This window comes from Maribacter sp. (assembly GCA_020629415.1).
Taxonomy (GTDB): domain Bacteria; phylum Bacteroidota; class Bacteroidia; order Flavobacteriales; family Flavobacteriaceae; genus Maribacter; species Maribacter huludaoensis.
On the sequence record JAHDDL010000011.1, the window covers coordinates 55057 to 75008 of the forward strand.

Here is a 19952-nt window from a genome sequence, read left to right on the forward strand (position 1 = left end):
TATAAGGTAAATTACCGACCAATAAACCTAGTGAACAAAGTCTAAACGAAAGGAAAATTATGATGCTAACTTGGAAAGATGTAATTCATTTTTCAGTGAACGGTAACCCTGAACCTGACAGAAGAGTTGAAAAAACAGAACAGGAGTGGAAAGAGATCTTGACTCCAGAACAGTTTAGAGTTACTAGAAAAAAAGGTACTGAAGCGCCGCATTCCGGTGCCCTATGTACTGCGCACGATGCTGGAAAGTATGAATGTATTTGTTGTGGTACGCCATTATTCGATTCTACCATAAAATTTGAATCCGGTACCGGCTGGCCAAGTTTTACACAACCTATTAAGGAGAACGCCATTAAATACCATAAAGACACTTCTTTTGGAATGGTACGTGTAGAAGTACTTTGTAATACCTGTGATGCGCATTTGGGACATATTTTCCCTGACGGACCAGAACCCAGCGGATTGCGGTACTGCATTAATTCTGAATCAATGCAATTAGAAAAGGAGGAAGCCAATGGATAGTAACAAATTAGAAGTCGCTACTGTAGGCGGCGGTTGTTTTTGGTGTACCGAAGCGGTATTTCAAGAAGTAAAGGGCATACATAGCGTTGTATCCGGATATACGGGAGGGACAGCTCCCGGCAGACCCACATACAGGGAAATTTGTTCCGGATTAACAGGGCATGCAGAGGTAGTTCAGGTAACTTTTGACCCAACGATTATTTCTTATGAAGATATCTTGATTATTTTTATGACAACGCATGACCCCACTACCTTAAATAGACAAGGTGCCGATACCGGAACCCAATATCGTTCCGTTATCTATTACCACAACCATGAACAAAAGAAGATAGCACAGGTGGTCTTAAGCGAAATGAAAGCCGTTTACGAAGATCCTATTGTTACCGAATTAACTCCTTTAGGTATTTTTTACGATGCCGAAGAGTATCATCAAGATTATTATAAGAACAATTCTGAGCAAGGATATTGTCAAGTAGTTATAAATCCTAAGTTGGCAAAACTTAGAAAGCTACATGCAGAAAAGCTTTCATGATAAAGTAATTTCCGCTTATCTTTAGAGGTATTCGGTTCATCTACAGCAATATACTATTCACCTATGAAATGAAATATTTTTTCATAGGTGAACTTATTTTTGGGACATAATAACATTAAAACCTACTTATTATGAATTCTCAAAAAACATTTTATTACATAGCTTTAGGTCTTTTCGCAACCGCAGTTATTGGATCGATCGTTAATTCAATTATCAACTATGACCTAATAGTAGAAACATTTATTAAACTAGGTTACCCGGTTTACCTTATACATGTGCTGGGGGTATTTCAATCCATTGGTCTTATCTTGATCGTATTCAATAAATCTCATTGGGCTTTGGAATGGGTCTATGCAGGTTTTTTCATGAATTACTTTTTAGGCGCAATGGCACATTTAGCCGTTAAAGATGGTAACGGGGCATCAGCAGTTGTTTGCATTGTACTGTTATTTGTAACTTATATTCAAAGTAAAAAAATACGCGATTCCAATAGCGAGTTAGCTGAATTCGGCAAACCGAAACATGCCAAGTTCATTTAAAACAAGAACAAAAAAAAGCCGCTACATCTTAAAATGTAGCGGCTTTTTCATTATCAAATTTCTTTTAATTCTTTACACTTGCCAATTTAGCTTGTTTGATATTATTCATTTTTAAATCTTCCAAAACATTTACTGCTTCTTCAACATAAACATCTTTAGCTAAATTCTTATGCCATCTGTTACGCTTTTCTCGCAATATAGAATCTTTAGTAAACAATTGCTCTTCATAACCTAAAGATTTAAACGTAAGTTTAGAATCATAATCAGTTAAAGTCTTAAAGTAGTTAGACTGTTCTTTATCTTTATTCTTTTCTTCTTTATATGTCTCAAAATTTAAAGAGATTTCAGTTTCATCTTGCTCTGCCTTCAACCATTTGGCATTTTCTTCTATCAACTTAATTTGTTGACTGGCCGCCATTCTCTTTTTACTATTGGCAACAGTTTTCTCATAATTGATATAACCATCCCAAGGCTTGTAATCTGCCGGAGTAATCTTATCCCAACCTAAAGGATTGGATTGGTCTCTTTCTCCTAAATCAATATAGCTATATCTATCTGGCACAACTATATCGCTCTTTACACCTTCTAATTGAGTTGATCCACCATTGATTCTATAGAACTTTTGAGTAGTAATCTTAATAGCTCCTAAATCTCCATGATCATTACTACGCAACATATTGTTCAACGGAATAACGTTTTGTACCGTTCCTTTACCAAATGTTTGCTTGCTACCTATAACTATAGCTCTTTTATAATCCTGCATTGCTGCCGCTAAAATTTCTGAAGCAGAAGCAGACAACTCGTTTACAAGTATTACCAAAGGTCCATCCCACTGAATTCTTTCATCCTTGTCATCATAAACATCCTTGCCCTTATCTTTAGATTGTACCTGTACGATAGGACCATCCTTAATGAACAAACCTGCCATTTCAACAACCGTTTTTAAAGACCCACCTCCATTATCACGTAAATCAAGAATAAGACCTTCCATGCCTTCTTCTTTTAGGCGCTCAACTTCCTTAGCAACATCCGTTGCTGCATTTCTTTCACTGTAATCGTTGAAATCCACATAAAATTTAGGAAGATTAATAATACCGAATTTCTCTTCTCCCTTAATAATATTAGCTGATTTTGCATATGACTCCTCTAATTCTACAACATCTCTTGTTAAAGAAACTACATCTAAAGAACCATCTACTTTTCTCACGGTCAAATCTACAACGGTTCCTTGAGCTCCTTTTATCAATTTAATGGCATCATCTAAACGCATACCAACAATATTGATCGGCTCTTCACCGTTTTGACCTACTTTAATAATTTCGTCACCAACTTCTAAACGTTGATCTCTCCAAACCGGTCCACCGGATATTATTTCTACAATTTTTGCACCTTCGGATTTTTTCTGAAGTCTTGCCCCAATTCCTTCGAATTTACCAGACATACTAGTGTCAAACTTTTCCTTTTCTTCCGGGGCAAAGTAGAAAGTATGTGGATCAAACTCATCTACAATAGTATTGATATATTGTACAAACCAATCTTTGCGCTCTAAATCACCAACAAAATCAAAAAACTCATCTAATGTAGTTTCCGTAGATTTTCTAGATTGTTCTTCTGCATCTTTTGGTGTTTTTATTTGGTCCTTTTCGTTATCGACCGCTTCTTTACCAATTTTAGAAATCTTGGAATCATACGTACCTAAAGTTGCATACTTCAACTGCTTTCTCCAACGTTCTTTTAACTCTTTACGGTTTGCCGCAAACGGCTCTTCATCATACTTAATACTAATACTTTCGTTCTCAGAGTAATCAAAAGGAGTTTCCAAAACTTCTTTATAAATTACTTTGGCATCGTCCATACGTTGCATCAATCTTTCATAAACTATATTGAAGAAAGTGATATCCGTATTTTTAATTTCATCGTCTATCTGATACTTGTACTTTTCAAACTCGGCGATATCCGATGCTATGAAATATCTTTTCGTTGGATCTATAACATCAATAAAATCTTCAAATACATGTACAGAAAAATCATCATTGAGCGCTTTTGGCTCATAATGCCCTTTTTCAAGAACATAGGTTATCAAATCTAACAACAACTTATCCTTGTCGTCATTTTCAAAAGTCTTATTTGTAAAACTGCACGATGCTACAGCTGCCAGCATCAACAATAGTACGTAGGCTAAATTTCTTTTCATAAAATTATCTTTTACTTTCCTTTTCAATTTCTCCGAATTTGAGGGTTAAAAGCAGCTGTAAAAGCTACTTAAACCTCTAAGGTAAAGAAAAAACCATGCCAATAAAATCTGCTTTGAACTAATTTTTTGTTAAACGGCATTTCGGACATATCATATTTAAAAACGTATTTTTACTACAGAAAGTATACGCTATGGAAAAACCATTGATTTTAGTTACAAATGACGACGGTATTACGGCACCTGGCCTACGCATGCTGGTTTCTATTATGAAAAAAATTGGTGATGTTGTGGTGGTAGCGCCAGATAGTCCGCAATCTGGAATGGGGCATGCCATTACCCTAGATACCGCCCTATTTTCAAAAAAAATGAAAATTGACCTTGACAATGAGAATATTGACGAGTATAGTTGTAGCGGCACACCTGCAGACTGTGTAAAATTAGCCCTTCAGGAGATACTGCCCAAAAGACCAAACATTTGTGTTAGCGGCATTAATCATGGTTCTAACTCATCTATCAATGTAATTTATTCAGGTACCATGAGTGCTGCTGTCGAAGCTGGTATAGAAGGAATTCCCGCTATTGGTTTTTCCTTATGTGACTATAGTTGGAACGCTGATTTTTCTCAAGCCCAAGATTTTATTCATGATATTGTAATTCAAGCTTTAGAGAATGGAATCCCTAAAGGTACCGTTCTAAATGTCAATATTCCCAAGCTAAAAAAAGAAGAGCTTAACGGTATAAAAATCTGTAGACAGGCGAAAGCTAACTGGAAAGAGAAATTTGACAAGCGCACCAACCCTATGGGCAAAGACTACTATTGGTTGACCGGTGAGTTTGAATTATTGGACAAAGGCGAAGATACCGATGAATGGGCACTTGCCAATGGTTATATTTCTGTAGTACCAACACAATTTGATCTGACCGCCCACCACGTTATTCAGGAATTGAATACCTGGAATTTTTAGAATTATACAAAACATATTTTATTATATCTCCCTCAAATATTTTAAATGAATACCAAAAAAGAAATTTTAATAGGTTTTATTGTAGGCATTATCGCAAATACCATTGGCACATTATTATACATTTTAATATTCTCGGATTTAGGTATTATAGAAACTTTTGAAGCCGCCGTTAGACAAGAACACGTAGGCAGTCTTTTGGCTTTGGGCGCCATTCTTAACCTTGTGGCCTTTTTCGCATTTCTAAGAATTAAAAGGGACAATAGGGCCAAAGGGGTTTTGATCGCAACCATTTTAACCGCATTCGTGATTCTTTACTACAAAGTATTTTAAAATGAAGTATTACATTATTGCAGGCGAAGCTTCTGGTGATCTTCATGGCTCTAACTTGATTAAGGCCCTGAAGAAACAAGATGAGAATGCCGACATTAGATGTTGGGGAGGCGATTTAATGCAGCAAGCCGGAGGAACCCTTGCCAAGCATTATAAAGAATTGGCTTTTATGGGGTTTATTGAGGTGATTCTAAACCTAAATGCCATTTTTAAAAACATTAAATTTTGTAAGCAAGATATAGCGGCATTCAATCCTGATGCTATAATTTTCATTGATTATTCGGGCTTTAATTTGCGCATTGCAAAGTGGGCAAAAGAAAATAACTTTTTAACCAACTATTATATTTCTCCACAAATTTGGGCATCTAGGGAAGGTAGAATTGATAAGATAAAAGCAACGGTTGATCATATGTACGTGATACTGCCTTTTGAGAAAGAATTTTACGAAAAGAAGCACAATTACCCAGTCAACTTTGTAGGTCATCCATTACTAGATGCTATTAATAATAGACCAGAATTAAACGAAAGCAACTTCAGAGCCGAAAACAGTATTGCCCCTACAAAACCGATTATAGCCTTATTACCTGGCAGCCGTAAACAAGAGGTTCAAAAAATGTTATCGCTTATGCTTTCTTTGACAAACGACTTTTCTGAGCATGAATTTGTTATTGCGGGAGCACCAAGTTTGGACAAGGATTTTTATGCTGAATTTCTCACAGACCCCAATGTAAAGTTCGTCCAGAACAAGACTTACGACTTACTTTCCATTGCCAGTGCCGCCCTTGTTACCAGTGGAACGGCAACCTTGGAAACGGCCTTGTTTAAAGTACCACAAGTAGTTTGTTACAAAGCAAATTGGATTTCTTACCAAATTGCCAAACGTATCATCACCCTAGAATACATTTCATTGGTAAACCTAATCATGCAAAAGGAAGTTGTCAAAGAGCTTATTCAAGATGATTTTACAAAGCAAAATTTAAAAAAGGAATTGAACTTGATTTTAGATGGCGCGGCAAGAACAAAGCAATTGGCTTCTTATGATGAGCTTATTACAAAGTTGGGCGGGCCAGGTGCTAGTGCAGAAGCTGCCTCTTTAATTATTGCAAATGCCAAAATCCCATAGGTTTATTCATTTTAAAAAATAATTTTATAATTTTAGAGTTACACGTATTACAGGGTACAATTTACTTTATGCGCATACTACCATTTCTTCTTGCTATTTGTTTTTTAACCAGTTGTGGAGTCAAAAAAACAAGCACTTCTGACAAAGAGCGCAAAATATCTGTTGCGGCAGCCAATAATGCTCGCATAGGCAATACCACAATACCGGCAAGAACGGAAGATCACAGCGCATTACCGCCAACCATACGCACAAAAGCAGATGCAATAATCAATACCGCACTTTCATTTTCTGGCACGCGCTACAAATTTGGCGGCACTACAAAAAAAGGAATGGACTGCTCCGGTCTGCTTTATGTTTCTTTTGGTGAACACGATATACAATTACCAAGAACTTCTATACATATGGCAGAAGAGGGCCGTAGGGTAACCGTAAAAAATGTAGAAAAGGGTGACTTACTTTTTTTTAAAACTACCCGAGGATCCAAACGCATAAACCATGTAGGAATGGTTGTGGGTACGGACAACGATGAAATTACATTTATTCACGCATCTACATCTCGTGGTGTTACCGTTTCTTCTTTAAGAGACGGTTTTTGGAACCAGGCATTTGTAAAGGCTACAAGAATATTATAACATGAAACTCTTAGCGTTTATTCCTATCAGATTAACGCTTTTACTCATTTTTGTAATCTTAATAGGCTACTTTTTTCAATTCGACCCCAAGTACTTACTAACAGCTACCCTATCTCTATTTGCACTTTTAGCCCTAATTTTCTTTCTTGAAAAAAACAAAAAGTCAATTTTGTTTGGCAGTATTGCCGCGCTATCATTTGTCTCATTGGGTAGCTATAGCTATACACTTGCACAACCAATTAATTCAAGCAGCCACTACAGCCACTTTGCTTCTAACCAAAATGAAAAGTGGACACTTAAAATTAAAGAAGTACTAAAACCCAACCCTTATTCTAACCGTTATTTTGCCAAGGTCAAAAGTATAAGCAACACGCCTGTAAGCGGTACTATACTGCTTACCATCCCCAAAGACTCTTTTGGTTTAAATTTAAAAATTGATGATGAACTAGTAACTTATTCTCAAATTCTACCTATTGATAAACCATTAAACCCACATCAATTTGATTATAAAAAGTATTTGAGAAACCTGGGCATATACCACCAATTGAGAATTGCAAAAAAGCAGTTCATAAAAATTGAAAATAGAAATACCACATTGATAGGCTTTGCCGCCAAAATTCGCAACCATATAATCTTGAAACTAAAACAAGAAAATTTTGGAACTGATGAATTAGGTGTCATACAAGCTCTATTATTAGGCGAACGCTCAGATATTTCTAAAGAAACCTATACAAATTACCAAAAAGCGGGTGCCGTACACATACTCGCAGTTTCCGGTCTGCACATTGGTATTCTACTTTTAGTCATCCAATTTTTACTGAGTCCGCTGCAAAATATACCAAATGGCAGAACTATCATTCTTATACTTTCCGTTCTATTTTTGTGGATTTTTGCCTTCATTGCAGGATTGTCCGCAAGTATTATTCGTGCAACTACCATGTTCACTTTCGTAGCTTACGCACTGTACTTAAACAGACCTCACAACACTTTCAATATACTTGCTCTTTCTATTCTGTTTATCTTGTTATTCATAGATCCGAATTTGCTGTTTCAGGTAGGCTTTCAAATGAGCTATGCCGCTGTATTTGCCATACTTTGGATTTTCCCGATTCTTAAAGACCTATGGTTTCCAAAAAATATAGTGGTCCGCTACTTTTGGCAATTGCTTTGTGTCAGTATCGCGGCACAGTTAGGAGTTTTACCCATTAGCTTGTACTATTTTCACCAGTTTCCAGGACTTTTCTTTATATCTAATTTAGTCATCGTACCCGCCTTAGGTGTAATTCTAGGCATGGGTATTTTTGTGATTTTCCTTTCAATATTAAACTGGCTCCCCACTCAACTTGCCTGGGTATATAATAAAATAATTGGGCTCATGAACAACATTATAGCTTGGGTGGCTCAGCAAGAAAGTTTTATTTTCAGTTCTATTTCTTTCGATTTTATTCAGCTATTACTTTCGTTTACCGTACTTGTTATAGGCATTGAACTATATACCAGGTTCAATTATAAACGGATAATGTTCTTTTTAGTCAGTATTCTTTGTTTTCAAGGATATACCATATATCAAGAGCAACAGACTAAAAACATATCAGAAGCTTTGGTACTGCATCAAACTAAACAAACTCTTATTTTAAATAGACGCGGGCATCAGTTATCCATCTTAACAAATTGCAAGAACAGACCCGATTATCTAATTTCAGATTATAGAACTGCTGAACGCATAGATTCTTTTCATTTTGATTCTTTGGAAAATAGCTATTCATTACAAGATGAGAAACTTTTAATTATTGATAGTACAGGAATATATTTGAAGTCAGCACCTAACTATATATTATTGACACAATCACCAAAAATAAATCTGGACCGATTAATAGATAGCATACAACCTAAAAAAATCATTGCAGATGGCAGCAACTACAAAAGTTATGTGGACCGTTGGAAAGCGACTTGTATAAAAAATAAAATCCCTTTTCACTATACCGGTGAAAAGGGAGCTTATTATTTTGAGTAGTTAGTGACTAATGCACTTTACCCATCAACTTTTTAATAATCGGTGATGCTAAAAGTACGACTGCCCCTGCTCCTAAGGCATATTTTGCAATCAGCATAAAACCATCGGTATATACTGTTAACGTAGCAAAACCACTAACATCTCCATCAGTACTTTCTATTGCCAATTGCTTACCGATGAAGCCAACAATTTGAAAGGCAAAGGCAGATGATAAGAACCATACCCCCATAATAAAAGCTATTAACCTTGCAGGAGCAAGATCGGTCATTTTAGATAACCCAACAGGTGACATAAAAAGTTCACCCACAGATAGCAAGAAATACATTAGCAACAAATATGTGAACGGTACAAAACCATTTTCGTTGGCGCTACCGCCACTAATAGCAAGAACGTAAAAACTGATTCCCGCAAAAAGTAGTCCCAATCCAAATTTATATGGAGTTCTAGGATTCCAGTTCTTTTTACTCAACCATGTCCACATCATGGAAATAGGAATAGCCAAAATGATAATAAACATAGAGTTCAACGAATTTGTCTGTGCCGCGGACATAATACCTTCCAAGTCAATATTCCTAGCCGCAAACAATGTTATAACACTACCCGACAATTCATGGAAGCCCCAAAATATGGTCATGAAAAAGGTAAGTAACACAGCCACAAAAAGCTCCTTTCTTTCTTTAACATTCGCCTTGAACATCTCGTAAGCCAAATATGCCAATACTGCAATACCTATGCCTGTAAAAATCACATTTACAATGTTTTGATCTGCAAACATACCATCTGTAGCTATTGCCTTATAAGATGATAAAAGTAGGGCAATCAAAGGTGCCGACAACACAGCTAGTACAGGTACTAAAATCCCTTGTTTTACACCAAGCACTTTCTTCTCCAATACATGTTCATTAGGAGGTAAACCTCTATCACCGAACACATTCTTTTGAATACCCCTCCAAAATACGATCAATCCGGTCAACATACCTATTCCCGCCAGACCAAAACCATAGTGCCAACCATAGGTTGCAGCCAGCCATCCACATAATAAAGGAGCTACCCAGCCACCAATATTAATACCCATATAAAATATGGTAAATCCAGAATCTTTTTTAGGATCGCCTTTCTCATATAAAGTACCTACAAAAGTTGAAATATTAGGTTTAAAGAATCCGTTACCTACTATGATCAACGAAAGCGCCAGAAAGAACGCCATATTGTTTTCTATAGCCAAAACAAAGTGACCTATAGACATTAAAATACCACCTAAAAAGATAGAATTTCGCATGCCCAAAATCTTATCTGATAATTTACCACCAATTACGGTCGATGCATATACCAAAGAACCATAGGAAGAGTATACCGCTGCGGTGGCATAATCTCTTTCAGCCAAAGCTTGAAAGATTACATCTATCATGTAAAGCGTTAGCAACGCCCGCATACCGTAGAAGCTAAAACGCTCCCATAGCTCTGCAAAAAATAAATAAAATAAACCCTGAGGGTGCCCAAAAATCTGTTTTTGGTCTGAAAATTCAGTACTTTCAGTCATATTGATGTTAGTTTGATTATAGTTTTTCCTTTATAAAATTGGTCATCTTATTGAATAGGTGAATTCTTGTATTTCCACCGTAAATTCCATGATTTTTATCTGGATAGATACCCCAATCGAATTGTTTGTCCGCCTGTATTAATGCTTCGATCATACGCATTGAATTTTGTACATGTACGTTATCATCTCCTGTACCATGAATCAACAAGTAATCACCTTCTAACAACTGTGGGTAATTGAATGGCGAGTTGTCATCATAACCGCTTGGATTTTCTTGTGGAGTTTGCATGTAACGCTCCGTATAAATTGTATCATAAAAAGCCCATGATGTAACAGGAGCAACCGCAATGGCCATCTCAAAAGTGTCATTACCTTTTAAAATACAATTGGTAGACATAAAGCCACCATAGCTCCACCCCCAAATACCTGTTCTTTCTGCATCTATATATGGTAGTTCACTCAACTTTTTAGCAGCAGCTATTTGATCTTCAACCTCAAATTTACCCAATTCTTTCTGAGTAACTTTCTTGAAATCCCTTCCTTTAAATCCGGTTCCCCTACCATCTACACAGGCAACTATATAGCCTTCAGCAACTAAACCTTGATGCCAGTAATCATTAGCACCCATCCAACTATTGCTTACGTTTTGTGATCCAGGACCACTGTACTGATACATAAACAACGGATATTTCTTTGAGGGGTCAAAATCTTTTGGCTTGATCATATACATATTAAGATCGTTACCATTAATTGATATTGTAGAGAATTCTTTAGGACTTACAGCATAGCTCTTCAATCTTTCTAAAAGCTGATCATTATCCTTAATATCTTTTACTTTCTTTCCATTTATTGCTTGATGCAATGTAAATACAGGCGGAGTATCAGCGCTTGAAAAGGTATTAATGAAATAAGTAAAATCTGTACTAAATTTGGCATTATTAGTTCCTTCTTTGGCAGCCAAAGCTTTTTTATCATCGCCACCACTACTAATATTATAAACACCACGGTTAATAGAACCGTTTTCTGTAGACTGATAGTAAATTTTATCTTCGTTTTGGTCGTACCCATAGTATTTTGTTACTTCCCAGTCGCCTTTTGTAATTTGGTTCATTAAGCTACCATCTTCTCCATAAAGGTAGATATGGTTATACCCATCTTTTTCACTGGTCCAAATAAAGCTATCGTCTTCTAAAAAAGTAAGGTTGTCCGTAATGTCAACATAAGCATCATCTTTCTCTTCCAACAAAATTGCTACATCACCTTTTTTGGCATTAACCGCATACATGGTCAAATGATCTTGATGTCTATTTAAAGTCTGTACACTCAGCATATCTTTATGGTTCATCCATTTAATACGCGGAATGTAATAAGCACCGTTAGTATCTACTTCAGTTATTTTACCACTGGCAACATCTAAAAGATGCAGCGTAACTATAGAATTGTTCTCACCTGCTTTTGGGTATTTAAATACATGTGGTTGTTGATATAACCCAGTACCGTAAACATCCATTGAAAACTCAGGTACATTTGTTTCATCAAAACGTAGAAAAGCAATTTTAGTGCCATCTGCATTCCATTCAAAGGCACGTACAAAGGCAAATTCCTCTTCATACACCCAGTCTGTAACACCATTGATAATAGCATTCTTTACACCGTCATTAGTAACTTGTTTGGTTTCACCTGAAGCGATGTTAAAAATGTAAATGTTATTATTCTTCACATATGCCACTTTGCTACCATCTGGTGACAATAACGGTTCTTGAATTTTATCCGCACTTACCTGAACCACTTTTTTAGAAGCCACATCGTACACATAATATACACCTAGTTTAGAACGTCTAAATATTGGCTCAACTTCAGTTGAAAGAAGCATCTTCTTTTCATCTAAGCTGAATTCATAGGATGAGAACGAAGGAATATCCGCTAAATCTGCAGACGAAACCACTGTACCTACTTTTTCTAATGTTTTGTAATCGTATTTATCAACCGTAGTAATTTGGCTGAATCTGTTTGAATTAAGAACTGTGTATTGGGTGCCATTTTTCATGGATCTAAGGGCTTCCATACCTTCCGTTCTAAAAGCTCCTTGATAAATATCTGAAACTTGTATTTGTTTTTCCTGTGCCCAAGTAAATACGCTGAATGAAAGTAATATCAACGCAAATAAGTGTGTTTTTCGCATAAATGAGTGAATTTTGTTAAATCTCTCAAGTTTACCACTATTTCCTCAAAAAACCACGCTTTACCGTAAAAAAGAAAGCGCTTTTAACGCTTTGGGCCTTTAAAAAAAATTCTTACCAATATGCGTATCTTTACTACCGTAACAATGTGCGGTATTTTTCTAAATCTTCACTTGTACACAACATTGAATATTAGTAGAAAGTTATACCTAAATGACCAAACCGATAAGTGGTTTCTCGAAGCTTACGAAAAAAGAAAAAATAGACTGGGTTACCGAGAATTTTACGCAAAACGCAGCACAATCAAAGAAAATTCTGCAAACGTATTGGAACCAAGATAAAAGCGTTCAACAATTGCATGATGAGTTCATAGAGAACACCATCACCAACCTTTACGTACCTCAGGGCATTGCTCCCAACTTTTTAATTAATGATACGCTGTACGCCATACCTATGGCCATAGAAGAAAGTTCTGTAATTGCCGCAGCAAGCAAAGCCGCAAAATTCTGGTTAAAGAGAGGCGGTTTCAAGGCCGAGATACTAGGTACTGAAAAAGTGGGTCAGGTCCATTTCATTTTCAAAGGGGATACTAAAAAACTAGAATCTTTCTTTACGTACCTAAAGCCTGTTTTACTAGCTGAAAGCGCATCTTTAACTACTAGCATGGAAAAAAGAGGCGGTGGTATTAAAGATATTGTCCTTAAGGATAAAACTCAAGAGCTAGACCACTATTTTCAATTGCACGCTACTTTTGAAACTAAAGATGCCATGGGCGCCAATTTCATTAATAGTTGTTTGGAGCAATTTGCCACAACGTTAAAAAAAGAGGCTGCCCAGTACAATGCGTTTTCTACACCAGAGAAAGATGTAGAAATTGTAATGAGCATTCTGTCTAACTATGTTCCCAATTGTACCGTTCGTGCAGAAGTAAGTTGCCCCGTAGAAGACTTAAAGCTTTCGGCAGAACTAACTCCACAACATACTGCAGAAAAAATACTACAGGCTATTAAAATTGCCCAAGTTGAACCTTACCGTGCCGTAACACACAACAAAGGTATCATGAACGGCATTGATGCGGTGGTATTGGCTACAGGGAATGATTTTAGAGCTATTGAAGCCGGCGTACATGCTTACGCATGTAGAAACGGAAGATATAGCAGTCTTACCCATGCCGAAATTGAAAACGGTATTTTTAAATTTTGGATAGAGCTACCTTTGGCATTAGGTACGGTTGGCGGCCTTACAAACTTACACCCTCTTGTGAAACTGAATTTAGAAATGCTACAGCGACCATCAGCACAAGAGCTTATGCAAATAGTGGCAGTTGCCGGACTTGCACAAAATTTTGCCGCCGTAAGTTCTTTGGTCACTACCGGAATTCAAAAAGGTCATATGAAAATGCACCTATTGAACATTTTAAACCAACTTGGCGCCAATGAAAATGAAAAAGCAATTTTGGTAGAACATTTTAAAACCAACCCGGTTACTCATCACGGTGTAGAAATTCAATTAAGTACTATTAGAAAGTAAATTTTAAGCTATGATGAATGAATTTTACAGCAACGGAAAATTACTACTAACAGGGGAGTATGCAATTCTTGATGGCGCTAACGGACTTGCATTACCTACAAAATTTGGTCAGTCATTAAAGCTTAGAAACAAGAATACGGAGACCATTCATTGGTTTGGCGTTGACGAAAATGATGATACTTGGTTTTATGCCGAATTTGCCAAGGAAGATTTTAAAACGGTTAGCACCACCGATGACACTATATCAGATCGACTAAAACAAATATTGACCGAAACCAAAAAATTGAATCCTAAGTTCTTATCCAAGATTACAGAAAACAGTATTATTGAGACAAAAGTTACTTTTCCTATGAATTGGGGACTGGGCACTTCTTCTACCTTAATTGCCAATATAGCAACATGGGCAGGTGTAAACCCATATCCATTGCTAGAAGCAACCTTTGGCGGTAGTGGTTATGATATTGCATGTGCTACACACAACACTGCTATTACCTATCAAAGAAACAACTATGAGCCATTAGTTGAAGAAGTTAATTTTAATCCTACTTTTAAAGATGAGCTGTTCTTTGTTTATCTGAATCAAAAGAAGAATAGTAGAGATGCAATTAAAAGTTATAGAAATTTAGATTTCAATAGAGAGGAACTGATAAACAAGATTAACGCTATTACCGAAAATATACAGAAGTGCACTACCGTAGCCAAATTTGAAAACTCATTGAACGAACATGAGGCAATTTTATCGGAAACACTTCAAATTTCTACCATCAAAGAATCTCTTTTTCCTGACTATACTAGAACTATTAAAAGCTTGGGAGCTTGGGGTGGAGATTTTATACTAGCTACAGGAACGGAAGAAAACATGTTATACTTTAAGAATAAAGGATATGAAACAATTCTCCCCTATTCTAAAATGATATTATAAAAAAGAGCATCCAAATTGGATGCTCTTTTTTTTAAAGATTTTAAAGCAACTACTAGTAGAAAGTAGCTCTTTTATCTTCAATTTCAGAACCGTCTTTCAATGCGTTGTATACAGCAGTGTTTGCACGACTTGCCGCTCCTGTTTTTAAAGCATTGGCATATACGCTATAGTTGTCCAATTTTGGAGCTTCTGTTTTCTTTACGATCTCAATTTTGAAAACACCAGTATTTCCTTGAATCAATCCTGAAGTTTCACCAGCAACCATTCCGTAAGCAGTACCTACCACTACAGGCTCGCTACCTGCGCCAGGAATTGTTGGAGACTTTACAGTAAGTGCAGAAGCGTTAGAAATACTTACACTGTTATCAGCTGCAATAGCACTCATATCCTTACCCTTGTTAGCCGCTATAATTTGAGCCGCCTTACGTTCTTTTCTTATTATAGGCAAAACTAATACAGAAGCATCTTCAGCACTCATTACACCCTCAGCATAACTACCTGTCAATTGAACAACCGCATAACCATTGTTGATATTGAATCTCTTCACATCACCAACTTCGGTGTCCGCATTGAATGCCCACTGGACAATATTTCTTTGATTTGGTAATCCCGGAAGATTTTCATCTAAAGCCTTAATCTTATTTACAGGTCTAACTACATATTCATCTTTCTTAGCGATGGTAGAAAATGCACTTTCATCCTCTGTAGCTTCCATTTCAAATTTAGTGGCATTTGTAAACAAAGTATTGATCGTTTCTTCCGAAGGAACGATTTCTCTAGATACGGTAGCTATTTGAACAACATCTTCCTTATCATCTATTTTAATTACGTGGAAACCAAAATCAGTTTCAACCAGACCAATAGAATCTTCATTATTGTTAAAAGCAAAATCGTTGAACTTAGGTACCATTACCCCTCTTTGGAAATATCCCAAATCTCCACCATTTGGTGCAGATGGTCCGTCAGAGTTGTCTCTAGCCAATTCAGCAAATACAACACCGGATTTCCTAGCTTCTCTCAATAATTCTTTTGCCTTGGCCTCTGCTTCCTCTTTAGTTCTTGTTACAGCAGGGTTTGCTCTTGTAGCACCTGTATAAGCCAATAGGATATGGCTGGCTTTCACGGAACCATTTGGCTTTCTAGCGATCATTTTAGAAATCTTGTAAGAATCACCATCTTTATAAGGTCCGTATATCTCACCGATATTTAAACTCATTAAAGTATCTGCTACGCTAGAAGGTAAGTTTTTCTTAGCCTTGTAAATTGTATCGAATTTAGTATCGGAATATCTGTCTAAAAATGCAGCTACGTCCTTTGTATTTCTAAACCCTCTAATAGTATCGTTACGATCTGTTTGAGAATTGTATTCTACAGTATCATCTAAAAGTTTAGTGATTTCATCCTTTATGGCTTTTTGATCGGCCTCAGATGGCTTCTCTTGAAAATATACATATTGCAAGTCCCTAGCAGGATCTTGCTTATATTCTTCTTTATGCTTACTAACATAATCGGCAATTTCACTTTTGGTAACATTGATCGTACTATCTGGAATAGAAGTATAAGGTACTCTTACATACTTTATGTCCATTTTTTCGTTAGCCAACTTATAATCTAGCTCACCTTCTTTCAATGTTGCGCCAACACCTGCCTTAACCATGTTAAAATAGGTTTGCTCTTTTGCCAATTGAACGATTTCAGCTTCTGTCTGCATCCAAGCTTCATATTGCGCAGGGTTGTTTACTTTCCAATCCGCAACGGTTTGCCTGAACATGTTTGCATCAAACTGACCATTTTGATCTTGAAATTGAGGATTCTGGGCATACCCGGTAGTCCTAAGAAAATCGACTATCTGATCTTGCTCGATACCAATACCCAAATCTTCAAACTGCTCACCTAAAATGGTCTTTCTTACTTTATTTTCCCAAACTTGATTTACTACTTGCATTGAAGATGTAGTAGGACCAACCCTGTTAGAAGCAACTTCAACTTCTTGTCTAAATTCATCAATAGAAATATCTTCTCCATTAATTTCGGCTACGGACGAACCTACTTTTTCACTTCCAAAATTGCTACTGGTAAAAACCCCAGAAATAACAAATGCAAAAAGTGCCAAACCTATTATCAAGATCAACACTGTTGTACGTTTCCTAATATTTTCTAATACTGCCATTCTTATTAACGTTTAAAATAATCGTTTGTGGTTATTGGGTGGCAAAACTACCATTTTTAATTGAAATAATAAAAACTAAAAAGCCACCTAATTTATTGATTGATGCACTGTTATTCCTCTTCCAAAACTTCTATGGAAATCAAATCTATTTTGGTATTCGAAACTTCTAACACAGTAAACTTATAAGAGTCTATGGTAAGCTCTACTTCTTTATCCGGAATCTCCCCTAGTGTATGTACCAATAGACCCCCTAAGGTCTCATACTCATCTGAAACCGGAAGATTCAATTTGTGATTTTCATTAATATCATCTACTTCCAACCTTGCCGAAAAAAGAAAATGACGATCATCAACAACCTCTTCTCTTAAATCCGTAGTATCATGCTCATCTTCTATCTCACCAAAAAGCTCTTCTACAATATCTTCAACAGTTACCAGACCAGATGTACCGCCATACTCGTCCAAAACTACGGCTATACTTTTTCGCTTTTTGATCAAAACGTTCAATATATCTTGAATTAGCATAGTTTCGGGCACAAATTCAACCGGTAATAATATGCTTTTGATCGTCTTTGGTTTTTTGAAAAGCTCATAAGAATGAACGTAGCCAATTACATTATCTACCGTATCATTATAAACCAATATTTTTGAGTAACCGGTCTCTGTAAACAATTTCGCCAAATTTTTGGGCGTTTCATGCATTTCTACCGCAACTATTTCTGTTCTGGGCACCATGACCTCCCTAGCTTTAACGGCAGCAAATTCTAATGCATTTTGAAAAATCTGTATTTCGGTATCAACTTCATCCTCTTCCTCTACAGTTTCCATCTGTTCCGTAATATAATCTCCCAATTCTAATTTACTGAAAGCCAGCTGAACTTCATCTCCAGAGGTTCCAAAGACATATTTTAATATTAAATCAGAAATCCAAATTATAAAATCTGATATAAACGAGAATAGGATATAGAACAAGAATGCAGGTATTGCCAATAACTTCAACAGGTTATTTGCATAAATTTGAAACAGCACCTTTGGTAAAAATTCTGCTGTTATTAAAATAACAAATGTAGAGATCAAGGTTTGGGTCAACAGACTAAAATCTGTAATCAATAATTTTAAAAAAGCATTGTCCGGCGCAATACCCGTAAACCAGTTCATAAGCACATCGCCCATAAAAAGACCATAAATAACCAAAGCTATATTGTTTCCAATTAGCATGGTAGCAATGAATTTAGATGGTTTTTTGGTTAGCCTGGTCAACACCGTAGCTAAAAATCCTTCTTGCTTCTTCTCTATTTCAATGTGGATTTTGTTCGCAGAAATAAAGGCAATTTCCATTCCTGAGAAAAATGCTGAAAAAATCAAGGAAAGTATAATGATAATACCGGCTGTACCCACTATTTATTTTGATTATCCCGTTTACGTTGTTCAAATTTTTTTCTGTAGTTTCTTCTAAACAAGAACATACCTATAGAAATGACAGCAAAAAATATGAAAAAATAAGCCATACTTCTATCGGTATTCCAATCCGTAAAAATTCTATAAATTGAAAAACCGGCCACTATTATATATAAGTATTCCGTATACCTTAAAATATTAATCATTTTCTCGTTCTTTATCTTCTTTTATCAACATTAGACCATAAGTCTTGTGCGCATTTAAAAATTTGAGGTCTTTTTGAATATCCATTCCTTCACCATCCATCACCGTACCATCATCAGGATTGGTAAATGTGAACTTCTCTTTTGTAAACGCCCACTCATTACCACGGTCATAGTACAATTGAGATGTTGACAATTTCTTACCATCATCACTTTTTATAAGTACATTACCACGCAAATCTACGATAGAAGTCTTAGAATACAACACACCATAATCTGCCTCTATGATCGTTTTCTCGTTTTTTTCATTAAAAATCTCTACTAAAAGACCTTCTGGAAAGGTTTGATAGGGAAAAGACAGTTGTTCAAAATCATTTCTTATTGGTCCGGAAAGCACTGCCAATACTTTTGAAGAGCCTACCTCTTCAGACCCTAATTTTTCTGGTGATTCTGTATAGGTAGCCACAAAATTCTCGGCAACACTTCTTGGGTACACTTCTTTTGGCGCTTCTTCACCTACGCGTTTATACTCGTCCTTACAAGATAAAAAAAGCATTGCCATGGTACATACCACAGCAATGCCTTTAAAATTTTGAATTTGTATCATTTTTTCTATAAAGAAGGTACTTTCACACTACCACCAACCCAACAGCTGAAAGTAACGGTCTTACCGGCCATACCTGAACTAAAGATCATTTCTTTAGAAGGTGCTTTTGAGCTATAGCTATTTGCAGCTTGACTTGAAGAACCACTTAATGATGGATCTACTCTACCTGCTTTTCTTGCCATGTCCGCAGCTTTCCAATACATTGCTCTTTTCTCAAACGCTGAAGAACCACAATCATTGGCACTTGTTGCATAAAGGTTAGCGATCAATAAATATGCACGACCGTTAGATGGGTTAGCATCAATGGCTTTTTGAGCGTATTTACGCGCAGTAGATTTACTACCTTTTCTTTTATTAATAACTGCTACTTTATAAGCAATCTTAGATTTTTTCTCATTATTCGTCTCTAAGGATAATGCTTTATCAAAATCAGCAAGTGCACCTGAGCTATCACCATTTTTCATTTTTAAGGTTCCGCCATATACATAAGCATCAGCAGATGGATCTAAAGCTAACTGTGCTTCAAATAATTTCTGGAACAAAGGATCATCCG

18 protein-coding genes are annotated in these 19952 nt (G+C 36.3%); 10 read left to right on the top strand and 8 right to left on the bottom strand.

All coding sequences use genetic code 11. The features are described from left to right. Positions 1-62: 62 nt before the first annotated feature. From msrB to QZ657_RS06570, 3 genes are all read left to right on the top strand, one after another. Positions 63-521 carry a peptide-methionine (R)-S-oxide reductase MsrB gene (msrB, locus tag QZ657_RS06560; RefSeq protein ID WP_291961258.1) on the top strand — a complete coding sequence of 153 codons (459 nt, stop codon included), beginning with the start codon at positions 63-65 and terminating at the stop codon, positions 519-521. After that, a complete protein-coding gene (msrA, locus tag QZ657_RS06565; protein WP_291965745.1) occupies positions 514-1053 on the top strand; it encodes a peptide-methionine (S)-S-oxide reductase MsrA in 540 nt (179 codons plus the stop codon). The genes msrB and msrA overlap by 8 nt, the downstream gene beginning before the upstream one ends. Positions 1054-1184: 131 nt before the next feature. Further along, positions 1185-1592: a DoxX family protein gene (locus QZ657_RS06570; RefSeq protein ID WP_276471053.1), complete on the top strand. Its 408-nt coding sequence runs from the start codon at positions 1185-1187 to the stop codon at positions 1590-1592. 64 nt (positions 1593-1656) lie between these two features. Here the strand turns inward: QZ657_RS06570 and QZ657_RS06575 are convergent, their stop codons facing one another. After that, positions 1657-3786 carry a carboxy terminal-processing peptidase gene (locus QZ657_RS06575; RefSeq protein WP_291961237.1) on the bottom strand — a complete coding sequence of 710 codons (2130 nt, stop codon included), beginning with the start codon at positions 3784-3786 and terminating at the stop codon, positions 1657-1659. Positions 3787-3977: 191 nt separating this feature from the next. Here QZ657_RS06575 and surE point away from each other — a divergent pair, with 191 nt between their 5' ends. The 5 genes from surE to QZ657_RS06600 all read left to right on the top strand — a co-directional run bounded on the left by surE (position 3978) and on the right by QZ657_RS06600 (position 8850). Next, on the top strand, positions 3978-4751 hold the full coding sequence (gene surE, locus QZ657_RS06580; protein ID WP_276471051.1) for a 5'/3'-nucleotidase SurE: 774 nt from the start codon (positions 3978-3980) through the stop codon (positions 4749-4751). A gap of 45 nt (positions 4752-4796) precedes the next feature. Then, on the top strand, positions 4797-5081 hold the full coding sequence (locus tag QZ657_RS06585) for a hypothetical protein (RefSeq protein ID WP_276471050.1): 285 nt from the start codon (positions 4797-4799) through the stop codon (positions 5079-5081). A 1-nt stretch (position 5082) separates the two neighbouring features. Further along, on the top strand, positions 5083-6204 hold the full coding sequence (lpxB, locus tag QZ657_RS06590; RefSeq protein ID WP_291961233.1) for a lipid-A-disaccharide synthase: 1122 nt from the start codon (positions 5083-5085) through the stop codon (positions 6202-6204). Between the two features lie 68 nt (positions 6205-6272). Further along, on the top strand, positions 6273-6836 hold the full coding sequence (locus QZ657_RS06595) for a C40 family peptidase (RefSeq protein WP_276471048.1): 564 nt from the start codon (positions 6273-6275) through the stop codon (positions 6834-6836). Between the two features lies 1 nt (position 6837). Beyond that, positions 6838-8850 (top strand): ComEC/Rec2 family competence protein, encoded by a 2013-nt coding sequence (locus QZ657_RS06600; protein WP_291965747.1) that lies wholly within the window; start codon positions 6838-6840, stop codon positions 8848-8850. A gap of 7 nt (positions 8851-8857) precedes the next feature. On the opposite strand, the gene QZ657_RS06605 is transcribed toward QZ657_RS06600, so the two are convergent. Then, on the bottom strand, positions 8858-10390 hold the full coding sequence (locus QZ657_RS06605; protein WP_291965748.1) for a peptide MFS transporter: 1533 nt from the start codon (positions 10388-10390) through the stop codon (positions 8858-8860). A gap of 16 nt (positions 10391-10406) precedes the next feature. Beyond that, entirely contained in the window at positions 10407-12572 is a 2166-nt protein-coding gene (locus tag QZ657_RS06610; protein WP_291965750.1) for a S9 family peptidase, read from the bottom strand. Positions 12573-12783: 211 nt separating this feature from the next. On the opposite strand from QZ657_RS06610, the gene QZ657_RS06615 reads away from it, so the two are divergent. Both QZ657_RS06615 and QZ657_RS06620 read left to right on the top strand, forming a co-directional pair. Further along, the gene (locus tag QZ657_RS06615) at positions 12784-14100 is read left to right on the top strand and encodes a hydroxymethylglutaryl-CoA reductase, degradative (protein WP_291965752.1); all 1317 of its coding nucleotides are present in this window, start codon (positions 12784-12786) and stop codon (positions 14098-14100) included. Positions 14101-14110: 10 nt separating this feature from the next. Beyond that, on the top strand, positions 14111-15022 hold the full coding sequence (locus tag QZ657_RS06620) for a GYDIA family GHMP kinase (RefSeq protein WP_291965754.1): 912 nt from the start codon (positions 14111-14113) through the stop codon (positions 15020-15022). Between the two features lie 52 nt (positions 15023-15074). Here QZ657_RS06620 and QZ657_RS06625 read toward each other — a convergent pair whose 3' ends face one another. From QZ657_RS06625 to QZ657_RS06645, 5 genes are all read right to left on the bottom strand, one after another. Continuing rightward, complete coding sequence (locus QZ657_RS06625) at positions 15075-17192, bottom strand: peptidylprolyl isomerase (RefSeq protein WP_291965756.1); 2118 nt, start codon at positions 17190-17192, stop codon at positions 15075-15077. Positions 17193-17302: 110 nt separating this feature from the next. After that, positions 17303-18589 carry a hemolysin family protein gene (locus QZ657_RS06630; RefSeq protein WP_276471041.1) on the bottom strand — a complete coding sequence of 429 codons (1287 nt, stop codon included), beginning with the start codon at positions 18587-18589 and terminating at the stop codon, positions 17303-17305. Continuing rightward, entirely contained in the window at positions 18589-18795 is a 207-nt protein-coding gene (locus tag QZ657_RS06635; protein ID WP_276471040.1) for a hypothetical protein, read from the bottom strand. Before QZ657_RS06635 ends, QZ657_RS06630 begins: the two co-directional genes overlap by 1 nt. Then, positions 18788-19399, bottom strand: coding sequence for an LPS export ABC transporter periplasmic protein LptC (gene lptC, locus QZ657_RS06640; RefSeq protein ID WP_291965757.1), 612 nt, complete (start codon positions 19397-19399; stop codon positions 18788-18790). Before lptC ends, QZ657_RS06635 begins: the two co-directional genes overlap by 8 nt. A 5-nt stretch (positions 19400-19404) precedes the next feature. Continuing rightward, a partial coding sequence (locus QZ657_RS06645; RefSeq protein WP_412759679.1) for a tetratricopeptide repeat protein occupies positions 19405-19952 on the bottom strand: 548 nt, incomplete at its 5' end.